This window comes from Alcaligenes sp. Lyrl_28, assembly GCF_051948705.1.
In the GTDB taxonomy this organism is placed as follows: domain Bacteria; phylum Pseudomonadota; class Gammaproteobacteria; order Burkholderiales; family Burkholderiaceae_B; genus Alcaligenes; species Alcaligenes ammonioxydans.
In genome coordinates this window covers 157,359-180,092 of record NZ_JAYJLG010000004.1, presented here as the reverse complement: position 1 = coordinate 180,092, position 22,734 = coordinate 157,359, and the positions used below count along the sequence as shown (strand labels likewise).

28 protein-coding genes are annotated in these 22,734 nt (G+C 57.7%); 25 read left to right on the top strand and 3 right to left on the bottom strand.

The window, feature by feature from the left end:
• Nucleotides 1-8: 8 nt before the first annotated feature.
• Nucleotides 9-2,441, bottom strand: a complete 2,433-nt coding sequence (locus VF694_RS11480) for a 3-hydroxyacyl-CoA dehydrogenase/enoyl-CoA hydratase family protein (protein WP_131071035.1) — start codon at nucleotides 2,439-2,441, stop codon at nucleotides 9-11.
• A 641-nt stretch (nucleotides 2,442-3,082) separates the two neighbouring features.
• On the opposite strand from VF694_RS11480, the gene VF694_RS11475 reads away from it, so the two are divergent.
• The 23 genes from VF694_RS11475 (at nucleotide 3,083) to tatC (ending at nucleotide 19,068) form a co-directional block, all read left to right on the top strand.
• The gene (locus tag VF694_RS11475) at nucleotides 3,083-3,658 is read left to right on the top strand and encodes a chromate transporter (RefSeq protein ID WP_003805440.1); all 576 of its coding nucleotides are present in this window, start codon (nucleotides 3,083-3,085) and stop codon (nucleotides 3,656-3,658) included.
• Nucleotides 3,655-4,185: a chromate transporter gene (locus tag VF694_RS11470; protein WP_003805438.1), complete on the top strand. Its 531-nt coding sequence runs from the start codon at nucleotides 3,655-3,657 to the stop codon at nucleotides 4,183-4,185. The genes VF694_RS11475 and VF694_RS11470 overlap by 4 nt, the downstream gene beginning before the upstream one ends.
• A 188-nt stretch (nucleotides 4,186-4,373) precedes the next feature.
• Nucleotides 4,374-5,198 (top strand): ABC transporter ATP-binding protein, encoded by an 825-nt coding sequence (locus VF694_RS11465; RefSeq protein WP_003805436.1) that lies wholly within the window; start codon nucleotides 4,374-4,376, stop codon nucleotides 5,196-5,198.
• A complete protein-coding gene (gene mlaE, locus VF694_RS11460) occupies nucleotides 5,195-5,980 on the top strand; it encodes a lipid asymmetry maintenance ABC transporter permease subunit MlaE (protein ID WP_003805434.1) in 786 nt (261 codons plus the stop codon). The genes VF694_RS11465 and mlaE overlap by 4 nt, the downstream gene beginning before the upstream one ends.
• A gap of 21 nt (nucleotides 5,981-6,001) precedes the next feature.
• Nucleotides 6,002-6,478 carry an outer membrane lipid asymmetry maintenance protein MlaD gene (gene mlaD, locus VF694_RS11455; RefSeq protein WP_003805432.1) on the top strand — a complete coding sequence of 159 codons (477 nt, stop codon included), beginning with the start codon at nucleotides 6,002-6,004 and terminating at the stop codon, nucleotides 6,476-6,478.
• Nucleotides 6,479-6,516: 38 nt separating this feature from the next.
• Nucleotides 6,517-7,296 (top strand): MlaA family lipoprotein, encoded by a 780-nt coding sequence (locus tag VF694_RS11450; protein WP_003805431.1) that lies wholly within the window; start codon nucleotides 6,517-6,519, stop codon nucleotides 7,294-7,296.
• Nucleotides 7,297-7,334: 38 nt separating this feature from the next.
• Nucleotides 7,335-8,006: an MlaC/ttg2D family ABC transporter substrate-binding protein gene (locus tag VF694_RS11445; RefSeq protein ID WP_003805429.1), complete on the top strand. Its 672-nt coding sequence runs from the start codon at nucleotides 7,335-7,337 to the stop codon at nucleotides 8,004-8,006.
• A 186-nt stretch (nucleotides 8,007-8,192) separates the two neighbouring features.
• Nucleotides 8,193-8,984 carry an ABC transporter ATP-binding protein gene (locus VF694_RS11440; protein ID WP_003805427.1) on the top strand — a complete coding sequence of 264 codons (792 nt, stop codon included), beginning with the start codon at nucleotides 8,193-8,195 and terminating at the stop codon, nucleotides 8,982-8,984.
• Between the two features lie 95 nt (nucleotides 8,985-9,079).
• Complete coding sequence (locus tag VF694_RS11435; protein WP_051010478.1) at nucleotides 9,080-9,838, top strand: ABC transporter permease; 759 nt, start codon at nucleotides 9,080-9,082, stop codon at nucleotides 9,836-9,838.
• A gap of 4 nt (nucleotides 9,839-9,842) precedes the next feature.
• Nucleotides 9,843-10,091 carry a BolA family protein gene (locus VF694_RS11430; RefSeq protein WP_003805423.1) on the top strand — a complete coding sequence of 83 codons (249 nt, stop codon included), beginning with the start codon at nucleotides 9,843-9,845 and terminating at the stop codon, nucleotides 10,089-10,091.
• Nucleotides 10,084-11,343, top strand: a complete 1,260-nt coding sequence (gene murA, locus VF694_RS11425) for a UDP-N-acetylglucosamine 1-carboxyvinyltransferase (RefSeq protein ID WP_059318136.1) — start codon at nucleotides 10,084-10,086, stop codon at nucleotides 11,341-11,343. Before VF694_RS11430 ends, murA begins: the two co-directional genes overlap by 8 nt.
• Entirely contained in the window at nucleotides 11,343-12,017 is a 675-nt protein-coding gene (gene hisG, locus VF694_RS11420; protein ID WP_003805418.1) for an ATP phosphoribosyltransferase, read from the top strand. Before murA ends, hisG begins: the two co-directional genes overlap by 1 nt.
• A 129-nt stretch (nucleotides 12,018-12,146) precedes the next feature.
• Nucleotides 12,147-13,451 carry a histidinol dehydrogenase gene (hisD, locus tag VF694_RS11415; protein ID WP_003805416.1) on the top strand — a complete coding sequence of 435 codons (1,305 nt, stop codon included), beginning with the start codon at nucleotides 12,147-12,149 and terminating at the stop codon, nucleotides 13,449-13,451.
• A 25-nt stretch (nucleotides 13,452-13,476) separates the two neighbouring features.
• Nucleotides 13,477-14,064, top strand: coding sequence for an imidazoleglycerol-phosphate dehydratase HisB (gene hisB, locus VF694_RS11410; protein WP_003805414.1), 588 nt, complete (start codon nucleotides 13,477-13,479; stop codon nucleotides 14,062-14,064).
• A 20-nt stretch (nucleotides 14,065-14,084) separates the two neighbouring features.
• Nucleotides 14,085-14,732: an imidazole glycerol phosphate synthase subunit HisH gene (gene hisH / locus VF694_RS11405; protein WP_059318135.1), complete on the top strand. Its 648-nt coding sequence runs from the start codon at nucleotides 14,085-14,087 to the stop codon at nucleotides 14,730-14,732.
• Between the two features lie 77 nt (nucleotides 14,733-14,809).
• Complete coding sequence (hisA, locus tag VF694_RS11400) at nucleotides 14,810-15,550, top strand: 1-(5-phosphoribosyl)-5-[(5-phosphoribosylamino)methylideneamino]imidazole-4-carboxamide isomerase (protein WP_003805410.1); 741 nt, start codon at nucleotides 14,810-14,812, stop codon at nucleotides 15,548-15,550.
• On the top strand, nucleotides 15,547-16,338 hold the full coding sequence (gene hisF / locus VF694_RS11395; protein WP_003805408.1) for an imidazole glycerol phosphate synthase subunit HisF: 792 nt from the start codon (nucleotides 15,547-15,549) through the stop codon (nucleotides 16,336-16,338). The genes hisA and hisF overlap by 4 nt, the downstream gene beginning before the upstream one ends.
• The gene (hisI, locus tag VF694_RS11390) at nucleotides 16,338-16,742 is read left to right on the top strand and encodes a phosphoribosyl-AMP cyclohydrolase (protein WP_003805407.1); all 405 of its coding nucleotides are present in this window, start codon (nucleotides 16,338-16,340) and stop codon (nucleotides 16,740-16,742) included. Before hisF ends, hisI begins: the two co-directional genes overlap by 1 nt.
• Entirely contained in the window at nucleotides 16,739-17,092 is a 354-nt protein-coding gene (locus VF694_RS11385) for a phosphoribosyl-ATP diphosphatase (protein ID WP_003805405.1), read from the top strand. Before hisI ends, VF694_RS11385 begins: the two co-directional genes overlap by 4 nt.
• Before the next feature lie 83 nt (nucleotides 17,093-17,175).
• Nucleotides 17,176-17,544: a histidine triad nucleotide-binding protein gene (locus VF694_RS11380; RefSeq protein ID WP_003805403.1), complete on the top strand. Its 369-nt coding sequence runs from the start codon at nucleotides 17,176-17,178 to the stop codon at nucleotides 17,542-17,544.
• Nucleotides 17,545-17,556: 12 nt separating this feature from the next.
• Nucleotides 17,557-17,790 carry a Sec-independent protein translocase subunit TatA gene (gene tatA / locus VF694_RS11375; RefSeq protein ID WP_003805401.1) on the top strand — a complete coding sequence of 78 codons (234 nt, stop codon included), beginning with the start codon at nucleotides 17,557-17,559 and terminating at the stop codon, nucleotides 17,788-17,790.
• A gap of 22 nt (nucleotides 17,791-17,812) precedes the next feature.
• On the top strand, nucleotides 17,813-18,304 hold the full coding sequence (gene tatB / locus VF694_RS11370; protein ID WP_336579975.1) for a Sec-independent protein translocase protein TatB: 492 nt from the start codon (nucleotides 17,813-17,815) through the stop codon (nucleotides 18,302-18,304).
• Nucleotides 18,301-19,068 (top strand): twin-arginine translocase subunit TatC, encoded by a 768-nt coding sequence (gene tatC / locus VF694_RS11365; protein WP_003805399.1) that lies wholly within the window; start codon nucleotides 18,301-18,303, stop codon nucleotides 19,066-19,068. The genes tatB and tatC overlap by 4 nt, the downstream gene beginning before the upstream one ends.
• A gap of 276 nt (nucleotides 19,069-19,344) precedes the next feature.
• Here tatC and VF694_RS11360 read toward each other — a convergent pair whose 3' ends face one another.
• The gene (locus tag VF694_RS11360) at nucleotides 19,345-20,511 is read right to left on the bottom strand and encodes a S1C family serine protease (protein ID WP_301606061.1); all 1,167 of its coding nucleotides are present in this window, start codon (nucleotides 20,509-20,511) and stop codon (nucleotides 19,345-19,347) included.
• Nucleotides 20,512-20,536: 25 nt separating this feature from the next.
• Here VF694_RS11360 and VF694_RS11355 point away from each other — a divergent pair, with 25 nt between their 5' ends.
• A complete protein-coding gene (locus VF694_RS11355; RefSeq protein WP_059318131.1) occupies nucleotides 20,537-21,313 on the top strand; it encodes a Nif3-like dinuclear metal center hexameric protein in 777 nt (258 codons plus the stop codon).
• Nucleotides 21,314-21,495: 182 nt separating this feature from the next.
• Here the strand turns inward: VF694_RS11355 and mscL are convergent, their stop codons facing one another.
• Nucleotides 21,496-21,951 carry a large conductance mechanosensitive channel protein MscL gene (gene mscL, locus VF694_RS11350; protein ID WP_003805396.1) on the bottom strand — a complete coding sequence of 152 codons (456 nt, stop codon included), beginning with the start codon at nucleotides 21,949-21,951 and terminating at the stop codon, nucleotides 21,496-21,498.
• A gap of 126 nt (nucleotides 21,952-22,077) precedes the next feature.
• On the opposite strand from mscL, the gene petA reads away from it, so the two are divergent.
• Nucleotides 22,078-22,722 (top strand): ubiquinol-cytochrome c reductase iron-sulfur subunit, encoded by a 645-nt coding sequence (gene petA, locus VF694_RS11345; protein WP_003805394.1) that lies wholly within the window; start codon nucleotides 22,078-22,080, stop codon nucleotides 22,720-22,722.
• Nucleotides 22,723-22,734 lie beyond the last annotated feature (12 nt).

Below are 22,734 nucleotides of genomic sequence, written 5' to 3'. Positions count from 1 at the left end.
GATCCGCTCTAGTTACGCACGGGCTTGCCAGTGCTCAACATCCCAGCAATACGCTCCTGGGTCTTGGGGGAATTGAGCAGCGCCATGAAAGCCTGCCGCTCTTGCGTCATCATCCATGCCTCATCCACCAGCGAGCCTGGATCTACATCGCCCCCGCAGATCACGGTTACGACCTTCTCGGCGATATGGAAGTCATACTCCGAGATAAAACCACCTTCTTTCATATTCACCAGTTGAGCTTTCAGTGTGGCAATGCCATCGCGACCGGCCACCGGGAAGCGACGTGGCAGCGGCGCACGCCAGCCGGCGCTGGCCAAAGCCTGAGCCTGACGAACGGCCACATACACCAGTTCCTGACGGTTCATCACGATGGTGTCGGACTCCTTCAGAAAACCAAGCTGGCGGGCATCCAGCGCAGAACGCGACACCTGGGCGCTGGCAATTGCCAGCGCAAAGCGCTTCAGATACGCCAGCAGTGGGGCGTCGGGCGCCCCCATGGCCTGCAGTTCGGCCGCGCGGCGTGCCGAGTACGCCAGACCACCGGCACCCGGCACCAGTCCCACACCGACCTCCACTAAACCGATATAAGACTCGAAATGGGCAACCCGGTGCGCACAATGGACAGCCAGTTCGCAACCGCCACCCAGAGCCAGACCGGCCACCGCAGCCACCACTGGCACTTGGGCGTAACGGATACGCAGCACCATGTCCTGCATGGCGCGTTCCACCGGCTCGACCGCCGCCACCCCCTCTTTCTCGAACAGCGGCAAAATGGCCTTCAGGTCGGCACCCGCGGAGAACGGGTCGCCATCCTGTGCAATGACCAACGCCTGATACGACGCTTCGGCCAGCTCAACCGCCTTGAACACGCCATTGACTACGCCGGGGCTGAGCGTGTGCATCTTGGTCTTGAAGGACACAATCAGCACATCCTGGGGATGCGGCGCGGGTAACGTCCAGCAGCGTACCGATTCATCCTCAAACACCGTCGTGGTTTCCAGGGACTCGACTTCGCCGACCAGCAAAGGGGTGCCGATGTGACGCTGATAAACCGGCAGTTCGCTGCGACCTTCAAAGCGACTTTGCGATGGATTCCAGGAACCGGCGGCAGTGTGGACACCCTGGGCTTCCCATACCGGGCCGCGTGTCGCCCAATCGGGCAGCGGCTGATTACTCAGTGTCTTGCCGTCCTGAATATCCTGAGTGATCCACTCAGCAACCTGACGCCATCCCGCCGATTGCCAGATCTCGAACGGCCCCTGCTTATGACCAAACCCCCACTTCAGGGCCAGATCCAGCTGACGGGCGTTGTCTGCAATGTCTTGCAGGTGAATGGCGCTGTAATGGAAGGTGTCGCGCAACACCGCCCACACGAATTGAGCCTGAGGCTTGTCGGACTCGCGCAGTTGACGCAGCCGTTCGGCCGGGTCACGTACGGCCAAAATGGCGGCGACATCGGGATCGATTTTCTGGTCAGCCGTCACGTAATCGCGCTGCTGTGCATCGAACCGCTGGATTTCACGCCCCTTCTTGCGGAAGAAACCGGCGCCGGTCTTTTGACCCAAAGCGCCTGCGTCAATCAGACCCTGCACTTCGGGCGGCAGGCCAAAGTGTGCTTTGAAGCTGTCATCAGGCAGTTGATCCTGCATGGTACGAATCACGTGTGCCAGGGTGTCCAGACCCACCACGTCAGCCGTCCGGTAGGTACCCGATTTGGCGCGTCCCAGGCGAGTGCCCGTCAATTCATCAACCTGCTCATACGTCAGGGAGAAACGGCGTGCCTGCTCGAACACGGACAGAATGCCGAAAACACCGATGCGATTGCCAATGAAGTTGGGAGTATCTTTGGCGCGAACCACGCCCTTGCCTAGTTGCGAGACCAGGAAGGTTTCCAGAATATCCAGCAGGGCTGGCTGAGTGTATTTCGTGGGGATCAGCTCCACCAGGCTCATGTAGCGTGGAGGGTTGAAAAAGTGCACGCCGCAAAAACGTGGGCGCAGCGCTTCCGGCAACACCTCTGCCAACGAGGTGATGGACAGGCCCGAAGTATTGCTGGCGATGATGGCGTTAGGGTTCAGTGCTGGCCCGATCTTGCGGTACAGATCCTGTTTCCAGTCCAGGCGCTCGGCAATCGCCTCAATCACCAAGTCGCAATCGGCCAGACGATCCAGATTGTCTTCATAGTTGGCCGGCTCAATCAGGTCAGCCAGATCGGGCGTACCTAGGGGAGCGGGATTCATTTTTCGAAGATGGGCGATGGCACGAGTGACAATGCCATTTTTTGGCCCTTCACGCGCGGGCAGATCAAACAAAACGACGGGTATGCCTGCATTCACGCAATGGGCGGCAATTTGCGCGCCCATAACGCCGGCACCGCACACGGCGACCCGACGTAAGGTTCGGGCACTGCCCGTCACTGCACTGGCTGAACTAGATGTCATAGGTTTGTCTCCAGGAAACTGAACCCCCACGCCGCGCAAGATCCCAAACGGGGCTCTACGATGTGAGGCGATCGGATAATCGTACACGTACCAGCGGCTTTAAGACCATAAAGTCTTTTTTATTTTCATTCAAAGCGGGGCGTAGATCAAATCCATCTTCATCAACCGGTCTACCGTGGCGTGTCAGCGTATGTTTCCGTGGCCTTACCTGCATCCGGAAAAATTCAAACGATCGTTTCAATCTCTTTTATTTCAATAGATTGAACCAGCATCATGCTCTTTTCTTGCGCCATTCATTCCGAATAGGATTACTCGCCCCAGGTGCGCAGCAGGCCTGTCCCGGCCTGGTTTTTATTATTTCTTTTTTATTTTTTTCAATCCGGTTTCTATTTAAATTTTCATTTAATTTAATTAATTATTCATTTTAAATATTTCAAACGAATAATGACCCGGAGACTAAAAAATGGCGCATCCTTCTCCCGCCTGAACGGATACTTTGCGCAGCATCCGGGCTTGAGAAGCAGCAACGCCGACGAAGGACTGGCAGCGTAGCGCCCACAAGAAGACAAAAACGGCGTACTTTGTAGGCCAGAAACGACCACACTTTCATCTTGGCGAACCCTATCGCGCTTTATGACCCTATGATCCGGCCTCAAGACGCGCCCCCCTTATCCTTGGGCACCCTCTTTCTGATCTTTGCTCGCATTGGCCTGACCAGCTTCGGCGGGGGCTTAAGTGCTTGGCTCATGCGTGAATTTGTCGTGCAGCGACGATTAATGAGTCAGGCGGATTTTTTGAGCGGTCTGGCTCTGTCCCAAGCGCTGCCCGGCATAAACGTCGTCAATTTATCTATCTGGATTGGCTACCGCCTTCAGGCCGGCCCAGGCGCTTTGGTCGCCTCGCTGGGCATGGTTCTCCCCCCACTGCTTGTGGCCATTCTGATGCTGATCGGGCTGGAGCAGTTGACGGACTCTGTGCTGGTTCCCCAGATCATGGCGGGCATTGCGGCTGCCGCCCTGGGCCTGTCCCTTGAAATGGGGGTGCGCTCGGCACGCAGCGCGGCCACCGGCGCCATACCCATTGCCCTGATGATGGCGGTCTTTATCGGCATATTTGTCATGGAATGGAACCTGATCGCCGTCATTGTGATCTGTGCTCCCCTGTCGGTCGGGTACGCCTGGCTGCAATTGGAAGACGCTGCGACGAAACAGCCATGATCCCCATCCTCTTGCAACTTATCCGTGTCTTTGCCCCCCTGTCCTTCCTGACCATTGGCGGTGGGCAAAGCATCATTCCCGAAATACATCGGCAATCGGTCGATATTCATGGCTGGCTCAGCGATCAGGAATTTCTGGATTTGTTTGCCCTGTCACGCCTGACACCCGGCCCAAAATCCCTGCTGGTCACGCTGGTGGGCTGGAAAGCAGCGGGCTGGGCCGGCGCCCTGGTGGCATCGATCGCCATTTTTCTGCCTTCAGCGGTGCTGATTTATTATCTGGCCACCATCTGGAAGCGCTATGAAGGCAGCCGCCTGATCCGCGCCATCGAAATCGGCCTGCTGCCTATTGCCGCCGGCATGATCCTGGCGGCCAGCGGCACGATTCTGAAAGCAGCCCAAGGCGGAGTGTGGGCTTGGGGGACGGCGTTGGCCTGCGCCGCCGTCCTGCTGCTCACCCGCATCAATCCCTTATGGCTATTGGCGGCTGGTGGTCTGCTTTTTGCGTTGACACACGCTGTGACCTGAACCTACCTGGCCCCGTCAATACGTCTTTTTCTGGTCCCCGCTTCGTTCTAAAGTCGATAACGGTATCCCAGAGCGCCTGTCTCTTTCAATAAACGCCGTATTTCCACCTTGATTAAGCGCAATACATTGAGCCGCCAGACCGGCAAGCGGTACAATAGCAGGTCTTTTTACCCCCTTTTACCCACGACATGGCTGTAAATACTGACCAAGCCGTACTAAATCTGGATTCCGCTTCGCTGGGCTATGGCGCTTTCACCGTCCTGGCGGATGTGTCCATGACCGTCCAGAAAGGCCAGGTCGTCGCCATGATGGGGGGGTCAGGTTCCGGAAAAACAACACTTCTACGGGCTGCCACCGGGCAAATCCGTGCCCAGAAGGGGACTGTTACGGTGTTTGGTCAGGATCTGGCCAAGCTGGACGGCGAGGCCCTGCGCCAGACGCGCCAGCGCATGGGTGTCCTGTTTCAGCAAGGCGCCCTGTTCACCGACCTGAACGTGTTTGAAAACGTCGCGTTCCCCCTTCGCGAACTGAGCAACGACTCCGAAGCTGCCATACAGGAACGGGTGCTGGCCAAGCTGGACGCCGTGGGTCTGCGCGCCGCCGCTCATTTAGGTGTGAATGAAATCTCCGGAGGCATGGCTCGCCGGGTTGCTCTGGCTCGCGCCATTGTGCTGGAACCCGAGCTGATTCTGTACGACGAACCTTTCGCCGGGCTGGACCCCATTTCCATGGGCATTACCGCACAACTGATTCGCAACCTGACCGACCGCCTGAACTGTGCCTCGGTACTGATCACGCACGATGTGGCCGAATCCTTTGCGATTGCCGACCAGGTCTACATGGTTGGCCAGGGGCGTTTGCTGACACAGGGCACGCCCGCTGAACTGCGCGCTTCCCAAGACCCCTACGTACAACAGTTTTTGCGTGGTCAGCCCGATGGCCCCATCGCCTTCAATTACCCTGTCACCCCGGCTTTTGAGGCCTGGTTGCAGAATCGGACGACGCGCTCATGAACTTCATTACCGCCCCGATTAGCGCGCTTGGCGCTGCCATACGCAACAGCATTTACGGCTTGGGCGCATTCAGTCGCCTGTTTGCTGCCTTGCTGCTGCGTTCATCGCTGCTGTGGCGTCGCCCACGCCTGGTGTCCCAGCAAATCCACTTCATTGGCAACTATTCGCTGCTGATCATTGCCGTTTCCGGGCTGTTTGTGGGTTTTGTACTGGGTTTACAAGGCTATTACACGCTGAACCGTTATGGCTCCGAAGAGGCCTTGGGCCTGCTGGTGGCCTTGTCCCTGGTGCGTGAGCTGGGACCGGTCGTTACCGCCCTGCTATTTGCTGGCCGGGCGGGCACCTCCCTGACCGCCGAAATTGGCCTGATGAAGGCCGGCGAACAGATTGCCGCCATGGAAGTGATGGCCGTGGACCCCTTGCGCCGCTTGCTGGTACCGCGCTTTTGGGGCGGCATCATTGCCATGCCCATCTTGGCGGCCGTCTTTTCCATGGTGGGTGTGCTGGGCGGCTATATTGTCGGCGTGCAAATGATCGGCATCGATGCGGGCGCTTTCTGGTCACAAATGCAAAACGGCGTCGATGTAATTGACGACGTTCTTAATGGGGTGATCAAAAGCCTGGTCTTTGGCCTGATCGTCACCTTGATTGCGCTCTATATGGGCTGGCATGCCAAGGCCACACCTGAAGGCGTATCTCGCGCGACCACACGCACAGTCGTCAGTGGTGCGTTGGCGGTATTGGGCACGGACTTCCTGCTCACCGCCCTTATGTTCAGTTAACTATTTAGGAATTACTCAGTTATGAATCGCGACAAAACCGATTTCTGGGTTGGCCTGTTTGTCTTGCTGGGGCTGGTCGCACTGGCATTCCTGGCCCTGCGTGCGGGTAACCTCAATTCTTTTTCCTTTGCCAAGACCTACCAGGTCTCGGCCAAGTTCGATAATCTTGGGGGCTTGAAACCCCGCGCGCCTATCAAGGCCAGCGGCGTGGTTGTTGGCCGGGTGAGTTCGATCGGTTTTGACAATCAGGACTTCAAGGCGGTCGTCACCCTGGATATGGATGAACATTACAAGTTCCCTGTCGATACCTCGGCCTCGATTCTGACATCGGGCCTGCTGGGCGAGCAGTACATTGGCCTGACCGCAGGCGGTGACGACAAGGATCTGCAAAGCGGCAGCACCATTACCTATACCCAAAGCGCGGTTGTGCTTGAAGAACTGATCAGCAAGTTCCTCTACAACACAGCCTCCAAGGACGGCGGCTCCAAATCGGAGTGATACAACGCTGCCTCATGCTCATTACAGACGACACAACCATGAATACAACCACCCACCGCTCCTACTCCCTGCCCCGTGCAGTCCGTTTGAGCCTGATCGGTGCCAGCGCAGCACTTGTGGCCGGTTGCGCCAGTGTGCCCAACCCCAATCCCCAGGACCCCTGGGAGAGCATGAACCGCGGCATCTACGCCTTTAACGAAAACGTGGACGGCGCGCTGATCAAACCAATTGCGGAAGGCTATACGGCACTGACGCCCCAACCTGTACGCACATGTATCAGTAACATTTTCAACAACATGGGTGATGCCTGGTCAGCAGTCAACAGCTTCCTGCAAGGCGAGCACGTCGACTTCTTCAATACCCTGGGTCGGGTACTGTTTAACTCCACCATGGGTCTGGGCGGCTGTATCGACGTTGCCACCATGAACGGCTCCAAGCGCATCCCTAACGACTTTGGCGTAACGCTGGGTGTATGGGGTGTCAAATCCGGCCCCTACGTCATGCTGCCCTTCTTCGGGCCCAGCACCGTCCGTGACGGTGTGGCACGCGGCACCAGCTTCCTGGAAGGTTTCTCGTCCACTGGCCCGATCATGGCCATCAAGGATGTCCCCGTACGCAACAGCATCATGGGCCTGTGGGCTGTGGATGCTCGCGCCGGGCTCCTGGACACAGAAAAACTTGTTAACGACATCGCCCTTGACCGCTACAGCTTCATACGCGACGCTTACCTGCAGCGACGTCATGCGATGGTGCAAGCCCGCCGCACCGGCGGTGACACCAGCCAGGATTTGCCTGACTACTCGGACGCAGACGAATAAAAACGCCCTGCCCGCCGACCATTCATCTGGAGTTTTTTATGATTTCCCGTCCCGCCCCGGGCGGGACTGCTTTGCAGTCCTCTCCCTCCCGCCTGTTTTCCTGGATTCTGACCGTCTGTGCGGCCCTGGCCCTGTGTTTGTCCTCGCTAGGCGCACAAGCACAAGCAGCTGATCCCAAAGGCGAGCCCAACAAATTTGTTGAAACGGTCGGCAATCAAGCATTGAAGGTCGTCAAACAAAGCGAGTCCATCCGCAAAGGGGACCGGACTGCCATTCTGGCGGCTGTGAATGAAAACATCATGCCTTACGTGAACCTGGAAAAAACGACCCGTCTTTCCGCCGGTCGCTACTGGCGTCAAGCCAGCCCCGAACAGCGTCAGAAACTGGTCGACGCGTTCAAGGGCACCCTGGTTCGCACGTACAGCGGCGCCTTGTCCCGCGTGGATGACAACACCCAGCTGACTATTTTGCCCTTCCGCGGGGATGCCAGTGCCGACGACGTCGTCGTGCGCTCGTCACTGACCCAGCCCAATGGCGGCCCTGTGGGTGTGGACTACCGCCTGGAAAAAACGGCCGACGGCTGGAAGATTTACGACCTGAACGTGGAAGGCATCTGGCTGATCCAGAACTACCGCAACCAGTTCGCCCAGCAAATTGAGCAAGGTGGTATTGACGGTCTGATTGATGCGCTGAACAAGCAGAACAGTTAAGCCCAGCCGTGGCAAACACGGCGCCTGGGCTGGGGCATTGTTAAGCAGACCAGCGTCGTACTCTATAATAAAGAGCCTGACCACCCCCCAACAGGTCTACGCCAGCGCGTAGGCCTGTTTAGTTAACAAAGACGCCACGGCGACGTCCCGCTTCGCACCACCCGCGTCAGGCCAACTCAATTTGCCATGTCCGCCTTCAAACTTGATAACGTCAGCAAACGCTTTGCCCCCCAACGACGGGGGCTCAAAAGCCTGTTTTCACAACCCCGTGCCGATGCCGGTTTTCTGGCCGTCGATCAGGTCAGCCTGACTATCGAACATGGCGAATTTTTCGGTTTGCTCGGACCCAATGGGGCCGGCAAGACAACCTTGATTTCCATGCTGGCCGGTCTGACCCGTCCCACCAGCGGTCAGGTCAGCGTCTGTGGTTACGATGTGCGTACCCAATACCAGAAGGCACGCCAGTCACTGGGCGTGGTGCCGCAGGAAATTGTGTACGATCCTTTCTTCACAGTCCGGGAAACCCTGCGGCTGCAATCAGGCTACTTCGGCCTGAAAAACAATGACGACTGGATTGACGAGATTCTGGCCAATCTGGCCCTGAGTGACAAAGCCGACACCAATATGCGCGCTTTGTCCGGTGGCATGAAGCGTCGCGTGCTGGTAGCCCAGGCGCTGGTGCATCGCCCTCCGGTCATCATTCTGGACGAGCCCACTGCCGGCGTGGACGTGGACCTGCGCCGCACCTTGTGGGAGTTCATCATCCGTCTGAACCAGCAAGGTCACACCATCTTGCTGACCACCCACTACCTGGAAGAAGCCCAGGCGCTCTGTGGCCGGCTGGCCATGCTCAAAAGTGGCAAAATCGTGGCACTGGACACCACGCAAGCCATCATGGAGCGCGCAGGCGGCCATGATCTGGAGGATGCATTTGTGCGCATCATGCACAACGAAGGAAAAATGGGAGTCGCCCTGTGAACCCAAACCACTCTCCCAAACACTGGGGCGTTCCCCAACACAGTGATACGCCCAGACCCAAAACCGGTACCCTGAGTCTGCCTCCACAACCCAAGATGGGCTCGGGCTTTCCCACCCTGCTGCGCAAGGAGCTGATGCGCTTTTGGAAAGTGGGCTTTCAGACGATTGCCGCCCCGGTACTGACGGCGCTGATGTATCTGCTGATTTTCGCCCATGTGCTGGAAGGCCGCGTCACCGTCTATGACTCCGTGCCCTACACTGCTTTCCTGATCCCGGGCCTGATGATGATGAGCATGCTGCAAAACGCCTTTGCCAACCCCTCATCGTCCTTGATTCAAAGTCGCATCACCGGCAATCTGGTCTTTATTCTGCTGCCGCCGCTCTCGCACCGCGAAATTTTTGCCGCCTACCTGCTTGCCTCCATCGCACGTGGCATCTGTGTGGGGCTATGTGTCTGGCTGGTTTCCCTGTTCTTTGTCTCCTTGCCCATTGCCAAGCCGATGTGGGTATTGGTCTTTGCCATCATGTCTTGCGGCATCATGGGCGCCTTGGGTCTGATCGCTGGTTTGTGGTCCGAAAAATTCGACCAGCTGGCCGCGTTTCAGAACTTTCTGATCATGCCGGCCACCTTTCTGTCGGGCGTGTTCTATTCGATCCATAGCCTGCCGCCCTTCTGGCAAACTGTTTCACACTGGAATCCGTTGCTCTATACCATTGACGGGTTCCGCTACGGTTTTTTCGCCGCCTCGGATATTTCTCCCTGGTTCAGCCTGACCGTTGTCGCCAGCGTCTTTGTTGCGCTGTGTCTGATTTCGCTACGCCTGCTTGCCTCAGGCTATAAATTACGGAATTGATTTCATGTTGCCGACTCCCGAACAAGTTCACCAATACATTGCCGACAACCTGCCCTGTGAACACCTGCAAGTACAAGGCGATGGTTCGCACTTTGAAGCCCTGATCGTCAGCCCCGCCTTTGAAGGCAAACGCCTGATTGCCCGTCACCAACTGGTCTACAAGGCGCTGGGCGACCGGATGAAGGCCGAGATCCACGCCTTGTCCATGCGCACGCTTACCCCCGACGAATACAAGGCCAATCCGAATGGATAAATTACGCATCACAGGTGGCCAGCGCCTGCATGGCGAGATCACCGTCTCTGGCGCCAAAAACGCCGCCCTGCCTATTCTGTGCGCCAGTTTACTGACTGCCGACACGGTCTATCTGGACAATGTCCCGCGTCTGCGCGACATTGACACTACCCTGAAGCTTTTGGGTCAGTTAGGGGTCAGGCAGGAACGCAATGGCACCTTGGAGCTGAACGCAGCCAACATCACCAAACTGGAAGCACCCTACGAACTGGTGAAAACCATGCGCGCCTCCATTCTGGTGCTGGGTCCCCTGCTGGCCCGCTTTGGCGAGGCCCGCGTCAGCCTGCCCGGTGGTTGCGCCATTGGCCAGCGCCCGGTGGATCAGCACATCAAAGGCCTGGCTGCCATGGGTGCGGAAATCCATGTCGAACACGGCTTTGTGAATGCCCGTGCCAAACGTTTGCGCGGTGCAGTGGTGCGTACCGATATGGTGACGGTCACCGGCACAGAAAACCTGATGATGGCGGCCGTTCTGGCTGAAGGCCAAACCATTCTTGAGAACGCAGCGCGCGAGCCCGAAATTATCGATCTGGCCGAACTGCTGATCAAAATGGGCGCCAAGATTCAGGGCCACGGTACCGACCGCATCGTGATTGACGGGATCGAACGCCTGCACGGTGCCAAGCACACCATCTGCCCAGATCGTATCGAAGCAGGAACTTTCCTGTGCGCCGTGGCCGCCACCGGTGGCGAACTGACCTTGCGCAATACCGATGCCGACGCCATGGGCGCCACGCTCGATAAGTTGCGTGAAGCCGGTCTGCATATTGAAACCGGCCCGGACTGGATCAAGGCCAGCATGGAGGGTCGTCCCAAAGCCGTTAGCTTTCGCACCAGCGAATACCCCGGCTTTCCCACTGACATGCAGGCTCAACTGATGGCCTTGAATACCATTGCCGAGGGCACCGCCTCGGTCGTGGAAACCATCTTTGAAAATCGCTACATGCATGTGCAGGAGCTCAACCGCCTGGGCGCGCAGATCGATATCGAAGGTCATATGGCCGTCGTTACCGGCGCTCCCTTCCTGACCGGCGCCAACGTCATGGCAACCGATCTGCGTGCGTCAGCCAGCCTGGTCATTGCGGGCCTGGCGGCCCGGGGTGACACCACCGTCGAACGCATCTACCATCTGGACCGTGGCTACGACCGTATGGAAGCCAAGCTTCAAGCCGTCGGCGCCAATATCGAGCGAATCAGCAGCAAGGAAACCTAATGAGTCCCGCCGGTTTAAATCAACCTCTGACGCTGGCCTTGTCCAAAGGCCGGATTTTTGACGAAACCCTGCCTTTGCTGGAAGAGGCGGGCATCAAGGTACTGGAAAGCCCGGAGACGTCGCGCAAACTCATCCTGCCCACCAACAATCCGGACCTGCGTCTGATTATTGTGCGTGCTACCGACGTGCCCACCTATGTGCAATACGGCGCCGCCCATATCGGGATTGCCGGCAAGGATGTGTTGTACGAGCACATGGAACAGCACCCTGGCGGCCTGTACCAACCGGTGGATCTGAACATCGCCCGATGCCGTCTGTGTGTGGCCGTGGCCGAAGGCTTTGACTACCACTCGGCCGTCAAACAGGGCTCGCGCCTGCGCATCGCCACCAAATACACGCGTGCGGCTCGTGAACACTTCGCCAGCAAGGGCGTGTATGTGGACCTGATCAAGCTGTATGGCTCCATGGAACTGGCCCCGCTGGTCGGCCTGGCCGATGCGATTGTGGATCTGGTCTCCAGCGGCGGCACCCTGCGCGCTAACAAGCTGGTGGAAGTGGAAGACATCACCCCCATTTCCTCGCGTTTGATCGTCAATCAGGCCGCCATGAAAAACCGTGGCGCGCAATTGCAACCCCTGATCGACGCCTTCTCGCGTGCTTCCCTGGACGAGTAAACCCACCCCTTCTTCCCATAAGGGGCAAAACGTCTGTCAATCCTGCTTGTGCAAAAGGCGCAGACCGCCTTTTGCCTGGGCGAAATGTTATACACTGGCCTTTGAACCTTAGCCTTTTCCTGTTGCGACATGTCACTGATCCATCGCCTAACCTCCCAATCCGCCCAGTTCGATGCTGAGCTGCGCACCCTACTGGCTTACGAAGCGTCCGAAGACGAATCGATCGAGCACGCCTGTGCCCAGATCCTGCATCGTATCCAGCATGAGGGAGACACGGCCTTGCTGGACTACACGCAACGCTTTGACCGGCTGACTGTTGAACAGGCCAGCGCGCTGGAAATCCCCAAGGCGGAACTATTGGCCGCTTTGGAGAGTTTGCCGGCCGACCAGCGCAAGGCGCTGGAGCAGGCTGCCGAACGTGTGCGTCGCTACCACGAGCACCAACGCAGCGAAACCTGGACCTATACAGAGCCTGACGGCACGGTGCTGGGTCAGCAAGTCACCCCCCTGGATCGCGTGGGACTGTATGTTCCCGGTGGCAAGGCCGCTTACCCCTCCTCAGTCCTGATGAACGCCATTCCCGCCAAAGTGGCCGGCGTTCCAGAGTTGATCATGGTCACGCCCACACCCGATGGCGTGCGCAACCCCATCGTGCTGGCTGCGGCCGCTCTGGGTGGTGTAGACCGCGTGTTCACCATTGGTGGCGCGCAAGCCGTGGGTGCTCTGGCCTACGGCACAGACACCATCCCGGCGGTCGACAAGATTGTCGGCCCCGGCAATGCCTACGTCGCCGCTGCCAAACGCCGGGTGTTTGGGGTCGTGGGCATCGACATGATTGCCGGCCCGTCCGAGATCCTGATCATCAGCGACGGCAGCGCGCCCGCAGACTGGGTAGCCATGGACCTGTTCTCCCAGGCTGAACACGACGAGCTGGCTCAGGCCATCTTGCTGTGTCCCGATGCCGACTTCCTGGACCAGGTTGAGGCAGCTATCGAACGCCTGTTGCCCACCATGCCACGTGCGGACATCATTCGCCGCAGCCTGTCCGGTCGCGGCGCCCTGATCCATGTCCGCGATCTGGACGAGGCCTGTAAGATCAGCAACCATATCGCGCCAGAACACCTGGAAGTCTCTACCCGGAATGCCCAGGACCTGTTGAGCAAAATCCGCCATGCTGGCGCCATTTTCCTGGGCCCCTACAGTTCCGAATCGCTGGGCGATTACTGTGCCGGGCCCAATCATGTCCTGCCGACGGCACGCACTGCGCGTTTCTCGTCACCGTTGGGCGTCTACGATTTCCAGAAACGCAGCAGCATTATTCAGGTTTCAGAATCAGGCGCCCAGACACTGGGACCCATAGCCGCTACGCTGGCACAAGGCGAGGGGCTGTACGCCCACGCTGCCAGCGCGCAATTCCGATTGAACCAATCCTGATACCGGCCTTGCCGCCGGCTCTGACATGCGTACCGCCGAGATTACCCGCAATACCAACGAAACCCGCATCCGCGTGGCTGTAAACCTGGACGGCACCGGCCGTCACTCGCTCAACAGTGGCGTGCCTTTTCTGGACCACATGCTGGACCAGATCGCCCGACACGGCCTGATCGATCTGGACGTGCATTGTGAAGGCGATACTCACATCGACGACCATCATACCGTCGAGGATATCGGCATTGCGCTGGGCCAGGCCTTTGCCAAAGCTGTGGGCAGCAAGGCCGGTCTGCGCCGCTACGGACATTCCTATGTTCCGCTGGACGAAGCGCTCTCGCGCGTGGTGGTGGACTTCTCCGGTCGTCCCGGCCTGTTTTATTTTGTGCCCTTCACCCGCGCACGAATCGGCCAGTTCGATGTAGACTTGGCACGCGAGTTTTTCCAGGGCTTTGTCAATCACGCCCTGGTATCCTTGCACATCGATAACCTGCGCGGTGAAAACGCACACCATCAGTGCGAAACCGTGTTCAAAGCCTTTGGCCGAGCATTGCGCATGGCTCTGGAGCTGGACCCACGTAGCGAAGGCGTGGTGCCTTCGACCAAAGGGGTTCTGTAAACGTCCTTCGGACACACATCGTGACCACTATCGCTATTGTCGATTACGGTTCGGGCAACATCTTCTCAGTTGCCCGGGCACTGCATGCCGCCTCGCCCGAGGCGCGCGTTGTTCTTGCTCAAACCCCTCAAGCCATTCTGGATGCGGACCGGGTCGTATTACCCGGTCAGGGCGCCATGCCCGACTGCATGGCCCATCTGGACCAGTCCGGCTTGCGTGATGCCTTGCTGGCCGCCGCCCGCAGCAAACCCTTGCTGGGTATCTGCGTAGGCGAACAGATGCTGTTCGATTCCAGCCAGGAAGGCAATGTTCCCTGCCTGGGCCTGATTCCCGGACAGGTACGCCGCTTTGAAGGTCCGAATTACAAAAGCAGCGAGCACACCGGCGGCTCCGCATTAAAAGTGCCTCATATTGGCTGGAACCGAGTCCACCAGACTCGGGATCATCCCTTATGGGCGGGCATTGAGGATGGTGCGTTCTTTTACTTTGTACACAGCTACTTTGTCGATCCGCTGCATATAGATCAAACTTGTGGTTCGACGCACTACGGCCAATGCTTTACCTCGGCGATCGCAAACGCTAATATTTTTGCGTTGCAATGCCATCCTGAGAAAAGCGCAGACAACGGCCTGCAACTGTTCCGGAATTTCGCCCACTGGAAGCCATGATTTTTCAAGAAAGCTTCCTGGCGTTTTTCTGACTTTTTCCGACCCAGTATTTCTTACGTTTTTTACGGCTAAAGACCATGCTTTTGATTCCCGCCATCGACCTTAAAGACGGGCGTTGTGTGCGCCTTCGCCAGGGTGACCTGGACGATGCCACTATTTTCTCGGATGATCCGGCCAAAATAGCAACACAGTGGCTAGAGCAAGGGGCCCGACGCCTGCATCTGGTGGATCTGAACGGCGCCTTTGCCGGAAAACCCAAGAACAGCGAGGCCATCAAGTCCATTATTGCAGCCGTCGACGGTGAGATTCCCGTGCAGATCGGTGGCGGCATCCGCGACCTGGACACCATCGAGCGCTACCTGGACGCCGGCATGAGCTACGTCATTATCGGCACCGCCGCGGTCAAAAGCCCCGGTTTCCTGCAGGATGCCTGCAGCGCCTTTCCCGGCAGCATCATTGTTGGTCTGGACGCCCGTGATGGCAAAATCGCCACCGACGGCTGGAGCAAGCTGACCCGCCACGACGTACTGGACCTGGCCAAGAAATTTGAAGACTACGGCTGCGAATCCATTATTTATACCGATATTGGCCGTGATGGCATGCTGAGCGGCGTGAACATCGAAGCCACTGTCAAGCTGTCCCAGCATGTCAAGATTCCCGTCATCGCTTCGGGTGGTGTCACCAATCTGAAAGACATCGAAGAGCTGTGCGCGGTCGAGCACGAAGGGATTGAAGGCGTCATTTTGGGACGCAGCATCTACGAAGGCACCCTGGATTTTGCCGAGGCACAGACATTTGCTGACGAGTACCCGGCATGAGCCAGGTTGCTGCCAACGAATTAGCCTGCCGCATTATCCCCTGTCTGGATGTCACCGCCGGTCGGGTGGTCAAGGGGATCAACTTTGTGGATCTGGTCGATGCGGGTGATCCGGTCGAGATCGCCCGCAAATACAACGATCAGGGTGCCGACGAGCTGACTTTCCTGGACATTACCGCCACCTCGGATAACCGCGATCTGATTTTGCCCATCATCGAACAGGTGGCCAGCCAGATCTTCATCCCTTTGACGGTCGGTGGCGGTGTTCGCGAAGTGGCTGATATCCAGCGCCTGCTCAATGCCGGTGCGGACAAGGTTTCCATCAACAGCGCTGCCATCAGCAACCCTGATCTGGTACGTGCAGCCAGTGACCATCATGGCAAGCAGTGCATGGTTGTCGCCATCGATGCACGTCGTGTCAGTACCGGCAATGAGGCTCCCCGCTGGGAAGTCTTTACCCACGGCGGACGTCGCGGGACCGGACTGGATGTGGTGGAATGGGCCGCGAAAATGGCCGAATACGGTGCCGGCGAACTGCTGCTGACCAGCATGGATCGCGACGGCACCAAGTCCGGATTTGACCTTGAGCTGACTCGTGCCGTGGCCGATGCCGTCTCTGTGCCCGTCATTGCCTCGGGCGGAGTCGGTGGACTGCAGGATCTGGCCGATGGGGTGATCAAGGGCGGCGCCAGCGCCGTACTGGCCGCCAGCATTTTCCACTATGGTCAACACACTATTGCCGAAGCCAAAGCATTCATGGCTGCGCAGGGTATTCAGGTGCGACGCTAATGGCTGACTTACCGGCTTGGCTGGCTGAAATTCGCTTTGATGAACACGGCTTGATCCCCGCCATTGCGCAAGACCAGGCAACGGGCAAAATTCTGATGGTCGCCTGGATGAACCAGGAGTCCTTGCAAGAGACCGTCAGCACGGGTCGTGCCGTGTATTGGTCGCGCTCCCGCCAGCGTCTGTGGCGCAAGGGCGAGGAGTCCGGTCATGTGCAACATGTCAGCGACTTGCGCCTGGATTGCGATGGCGACGTTATTTTGCTCAGCGTGGAACAACTTGGCCAGATTGCCTGCCATACCGGGCGGGAAAGCTGCTTTTATCGTCAGCTGCAAGGCCAGAGCGATCAGGCACAATGGGTAACGGTCGATCCCGTACTGAAAGACCCGGAGCATATTTACCGATGAGCGAACAACCTACCGTCGAGACCATTCTCGACCACCTTGGCCGGACCTTGAAATCCCGTTTACCTGCTCAAGGGGGTGACCCGTCCTCATCCTACGCCGCCAAATTGCTGGCCAAAGGTCCGGATGCATTCTTGAAAAAGATTGGCGAAGAGGCAACCGAGCTGGTCATGGCCGCCAAGGATCAGGAGCGCGAGCGTATTGTCTACGAAACGGCAGATCTGTGGTTTCATAGTCTGGTGGCGCTGACCTATTATGGTCTGGAGCCTCGCGATGTACTCACAGAGCTGTTGCGCCGCGAGGGCACATCGGGCCTGGAAGAAAAAGCTTCGCGACCTAAGGATCAGGTGTAATCCTGTCATCTAGTCGCGCTACACTGTCCGAATACCTAGATTTTCAGCATTCGCCTGGCGAATGTTTCGCTACCGAGGTTGCTATGAGCGAGAACTGTCTGTTTTGTAAAATTGCTGCCGGTCAGATTCCGTCCAAAAAAGTGTACGAGGACGAAGACTTTCTGGCATTTCACGACATCAACCCCGCCGCTCCAGTTCATATTCTGGTCATTCCCAAAAAACACGTCGTCTCCATGCAGGACGTCTCGAACCAGGATAGCGAATGGTTGGGTAAAATGATGGCTTTGGCACCTTCCCTGGCCGCACAGGCTGGTTGTCGCCCCGGCCCCGAAGGCGGTTTCCGTATTGTCATCAACAACGGTTTGGATGGCGGACAGGAAATCAACCATTTACACATGCACATCTTGGGCGGTGAGCGCCCATGGCAACAACGCGCAGCCATGGCTGCTTAAGGGAGATACATTATGGGTAGCTTTAGCATTTGGCACTGGCTGATCGTTCTGGTCATCGTCGCCCTGGTTTTCGGCACCAAAAAACTGCGCAACATTGGCTCGGACCTGGGCGGCGCAGTCAAGGGTTTTAAAGAAGGCATGAAAGACGTGGGTGAAGAAGAAAAAACACCCGAAAGCGTCAGCCAGCGTGCTGCAGATCCTCAAACGATCGACGTTCAGGCCAAGGAAAAGTCCGATCGCGCCTGACCCCCTTCTTGTGTGAGTCTGAATGTTTGATGTCAGCTTTAGCGAGCTGCTCCTGATTGGAGTGGTCGCCCTGATCGTCATCGGTCCCGAACGTCTGCCCAAAGTAGCGCGCACCGTAGGCCATTTGCTTGGCCGCGCGCAGCGCTACGTCAACGAGGTCAAGACCGATATCCAACGCGAAATCAATCTGGATGAGGTCAATAAACTCAAAGACCAGATGGAGGAAGCTGCCCGCTCGGTACGCAGTTCGGTCGAAGACACGGGCAAAAGCATCAGCCAGCCTCTGACCGAAGCACGCGATACCCTGCACAATGCGTCGGAATCGGCACGCAAGGCCTTTTCGGATACGTCCGAAAGCGCCCCTGCCACGCCCGACGCTCCTTTGGCAGAACCGGCCATCAAGCCGCCGGCCCCGGATGCAGCCGCCCAGCCAGCGCCTCATACGCCGGCCAGTGACGACGCTCCCCGTCCTACGGATGCTCCCGCCCAACCCTCTAAAGGACCAACGGCATGAGCACCGAAACGCCTCAAGAAGATACGTTTATCTCCCACCTGGTCGAGCTGCGCACACGTTTGTTGCGCGCAGTCATCGCCGTGGTAGGGATATTTATTGTGTTGTTCACTTATCCGGGCGCCTCAGCCATTTATGATGTGCTGGCCCAGCCCATGATGAGCTCCCTGCCAGAAGGGACCCGCATGATCGCCACCGGGGTCATCACCCCCTTTATGGTGCCGGTCAAGGTCACCTTGATGGCCGCTTTTGTGCTGGCCTTGCCCATCGTGCTGTACCAGGCCTGGGCTTTTATCGCCCCTGGCCTCTATAACCACGAGAAGAAACTGGCTCTGCCCCTGATCATGACCAGCACGCTGCTGTTCATCGCCGGGATGGCCTTTTGCTATTTCGTCGTATTTCGCACGGTCTTTCACTTCATCGCGTCGTTTGCCCCGCAATCGATCACGCCCGCCCCTGACATCGAAGCCTACCTGGGCTTTGTCATGACGATGTTCCTGGCCTTTGGCATTACGTTTGAAGTGCCTATCGCCGTTATCCTGCTGGTAAAAACCGGGGTGGTCACGGTGGCCAAGCTGCGTGAAATCCGTGGCTACGTCATCGTGGGCGCCTTCGTGATTGCCGCCATCGTGACGCCTCCCGATGTGGTCAGTCAACTTCTGTTGGCAGCGCCACTGTGCCTGCTCTACGAATTAGGCATCCTGGCCGCCAGCCTGATCAAGAAACGGGAAACAGAAAGCAGTGAAAGTCGGGAGCTGGACCTGTAAGCCCCTAGGCGTACCACAGGACAGGACATCCCTGCATCACCCCGACCCAAAAATATGGCTCTCCGTGCGGCCCCGGACAGGGCAAGGCAAGAGAGCCATTTTTTTATAGCCACCTCATACCCACACCGGAGCGTCAGGCCGATGGGCAGCCCGTATGCATCATGGCAAAGCCGCGGCGACCCAGAGGCCCCACCAGGAAAGCAGCGCCCAGACGCTCTGAGCGACTCCCCTCCGGCCTAAGCGCCCCTCATGCAAGGGAAGCCGTAGCCTCCCTCCTTATTTGCGCACTTGCGGCCGCATACCAACCTTGACGGGGACATCCAGTTCCTTGCCCTCGCGCAGCACACTCAAGGTCACGATTTGCCCGGGCTGCACCGGACCGATCTGGTTGAGCAGATCAATCGAATCAGCCACAGGCTGACCATTCAAGCGCAGCACAATATCCCCCACCAACAAATGCGCCTCGGCAGCCGGTCCATGACGCTGCACGCTGGCGATAATTACCCCCGCATCATTTTTCAGCTTGAAGCTCTTGACCAGATCGGGGGTGATGTCCTGCGGCTCCAGCCCCAGCCAACCCCGCGTCACTTCGCCATTACGAATAATCTCGTCCATAATGGCCAGCGCTGTCGATGCGGGAATGGCAAAGCCGATTCCCAGCGACCCACCCGTTTCGGAATAAATGGCGGTATTGATGCCCACCAAGCGGCCTGCCGCATCCACCAGGGCCCCACCGGAATTACCCGGATTGATCGCCGCGTCTGTCTGGATAAAGTTCTCGTAAATATTGATGCCCAGGCGATTGCGGCCCAGTCCAGACACAATACCCATCGTAGTGGTTTGCCCCACTCCAAAGGGATTGCCAATCGCCAGTACAACATCTCCCACCTGCAACTGATCCTGAGACCGGGCGCGAATCACCGCCAGCTTGGGCAGATCGACCTTAAGCACGGCCAGGTCACTTTCCGGGTCCGAACCAATCAGGCGGGCCCTGGCCTGACGGCCATCGGACAAAGCCACCTCTATCGCATCCGCCGCCTCGATCACGTGGTAATTGGTCAGGATATAGCCCTGTTCGTGTACGATCACGCCCGAACCCAGGTTGATGGTGGAACGTCGTCCCATCAGATCAGGCAGTTCACGGAACAGACGCTGCAAATCAGGGTCCTCCAACAAGGGAGAATTGCCTTCCAAATGCTTGCTGGTGTACACATTAACGACAGCAGGCGCGGCACGGGTTACCGCCAAGGCATACGACACGCGGCCTTCCTGAGCAACAGGCGCCTGAACGACGGGGGCCGGCGCAGGCAGCACCGCCCTGCTCGTATCACGGGCCGGTGTCTGTGGGGCTCCCAGCCATTGAGGTCGCAGCGTCACCACAATAAAAAAGCCCGCCAGACAGATCGTTACCGCTTGAGCAAACACTAGCCACAATCGACGCATAGCACTCTTTCAGATAAGGAATTCCATGACTCAGGTTTCAACGGCCGAGCTGACCGACTGGCTCAACAGCACCTTGGATATCGCCCGCTTCAAGGACTACTGTCCCAATGGACTCCAGGTCGAAGGCAAGCCCTATATTGGCAAACTCGTCACGGGGGTGACAGCCTCGCTGGCGCTGATTGACGCCGCTATTGCCCGCCAGGCGGACGCTATTCTGGTGCACCACGGCTGGTTCTGGAAAAACGAAAATCCGTGCATTGTGGGCACTCGAAAAACTCGTATCGAACGCGTCCTGTCGCATCAGCTTAACCTCTTGGGCTACCACTTGCCCCTGGACGCCCATCCCCAGTTCGGCAACAACGCTCAATTAGCCCGGCAATTGGGTATTGAGGTCCTGCGTGACGCAAACGGCCTGCCCCAAACCTGTGGTCCAGATGGACTGGTCTGGCTGGGCGAATTGCCAACCCCCGTTTCATTGGAAACATTCGGCCTGACAGTTTGCAATAATTTACAACGCAAACCTCTGATTGTTGGTGATTTACAACGGAAAATACGCCGCGTGGCCTGGTGTACTGGGGGTGCGCAAGGTTTTATTGAAAGCGCCGTGGCAGCACAAGCCGATCTTTACATCAGCGGCGAGGCGTCGGAACAAACCTTCCATAGTGCTCAGGAAAACGATATTGCCTTCATGGCCGCAGGGCATCATGCGACCGAACGGTATGGTGCTAAAGCCCTGGGAGAGGAAATTGCCCGTCAGTTTGGCATCGCCGTAGAGTTCATCGACCTGGACAACCCGATCTGACCGGAGCAAAAACCGGTACATATGACTTTGAACAAGCTTTAAAGACTCGCATGGCTAGACAAGCCCAGCCCATGAAAGGCTAAAATCAGGCAACCGGCGCGGGCGAACTTGACCCCGCCGGTCGGTTTACATAAACAAAAAGGTGCCGAAAGGCACCTTAAAGCTTTGATAAGTTTGGGCTTTTATTTTTTCAGCGAATCCCTGATCTCGCGCAGCAACAGCACGTCTTCAGGGGTTGGCTCGGGTACGGCCTCAGCAGCCTCAGCCTTGGCCACCGTGGCACGCATGCGGTTAACCATCTTGACCATGCAAAACACCACGAAGGCCAGCAAGATGAAGTTGATGAAAATGGTCAGGAAGTTACCCCAGGACAAAACAACGGCCCCCGCCGCATTCAAAGCTTCCAGGGTTTGAGGACCGGTATAGCCCTCTGGTGTACGCAAGACCGTGAACTGGTTGGTAAAATCCACCTCGCCGCCAAGGATGAAACTGATGACGGGCATGACGATGTCTTTTACCAGCGAGTCGATAATCTTGCCGAAGGCAGCGCCGATAATGACACCGACCGCCAGGTCCATCATGTTGCCCTTAACGGCGAACTCCCGGAATTCGTTAAGAAAACCTCGAGCCTTGTTCATATGTTCACCTTTGATCAAGTTATGCTGCGCTGGGTAAAGCGTATAATGTGCGGTTGAATAATATACCCAGGCCCAAATCCGTAAATTGTGGTATTGCCCGAGTCGGGCAGGAATAAGGATACTAGAATGAGTCAGAATACGACACAGCCCGATGCCAGAGGCGCGGTTGATCTCAACCTTCCGCCCGATCCTTCGCGCCGCACCTGGGTCGCCACCGCCTGTGCATTAGGTGGTGTCGCTGGTGTGGCGACAGCTGTTCCCTTTGTCAGCTCCTTTGCTCCTTCCGAGAAAGCAAAAGCGGCCGGCGCTCCCGTAGAGGTCGATATTTCCAGCATCGCCCCCGGTGAGATGCGCACCGTGGAATGGCGCGGGAAACCGGTCTGGATTCTGCACCGTACCCAAGAGCAGCTGGACGCCTTGCCCAAGCTGGACAGCCAGCTGGCCGACCCTGACTCGGATCGCCCCGGTTACACCCCCGCGTACGCCAAGAACGAATACCGTTCGCGTCGCCCCGAAATCTTTATCTGTATCGGTATTTGCACCCACCTGGGCTGCTCCCCTACTCCGCATCTGGCCGCCGGCGCTGGCCCGGGTCTGCCTGGTGGTTGGGAAGGTGGTTTTCTGTGCCCCTGCCACGGTTCCACGTTTGACCTGGCCGGCCGCGTCTACAGCAACAAGCCCGCTCCAGACAATCTGGAGATCCCGCCTTATGAGTTCTCGGCCGACGGCATGATGGTCACCATCGGCGTGGACGAAAACAACAAGGCCTAAGGCGGCTGCAAC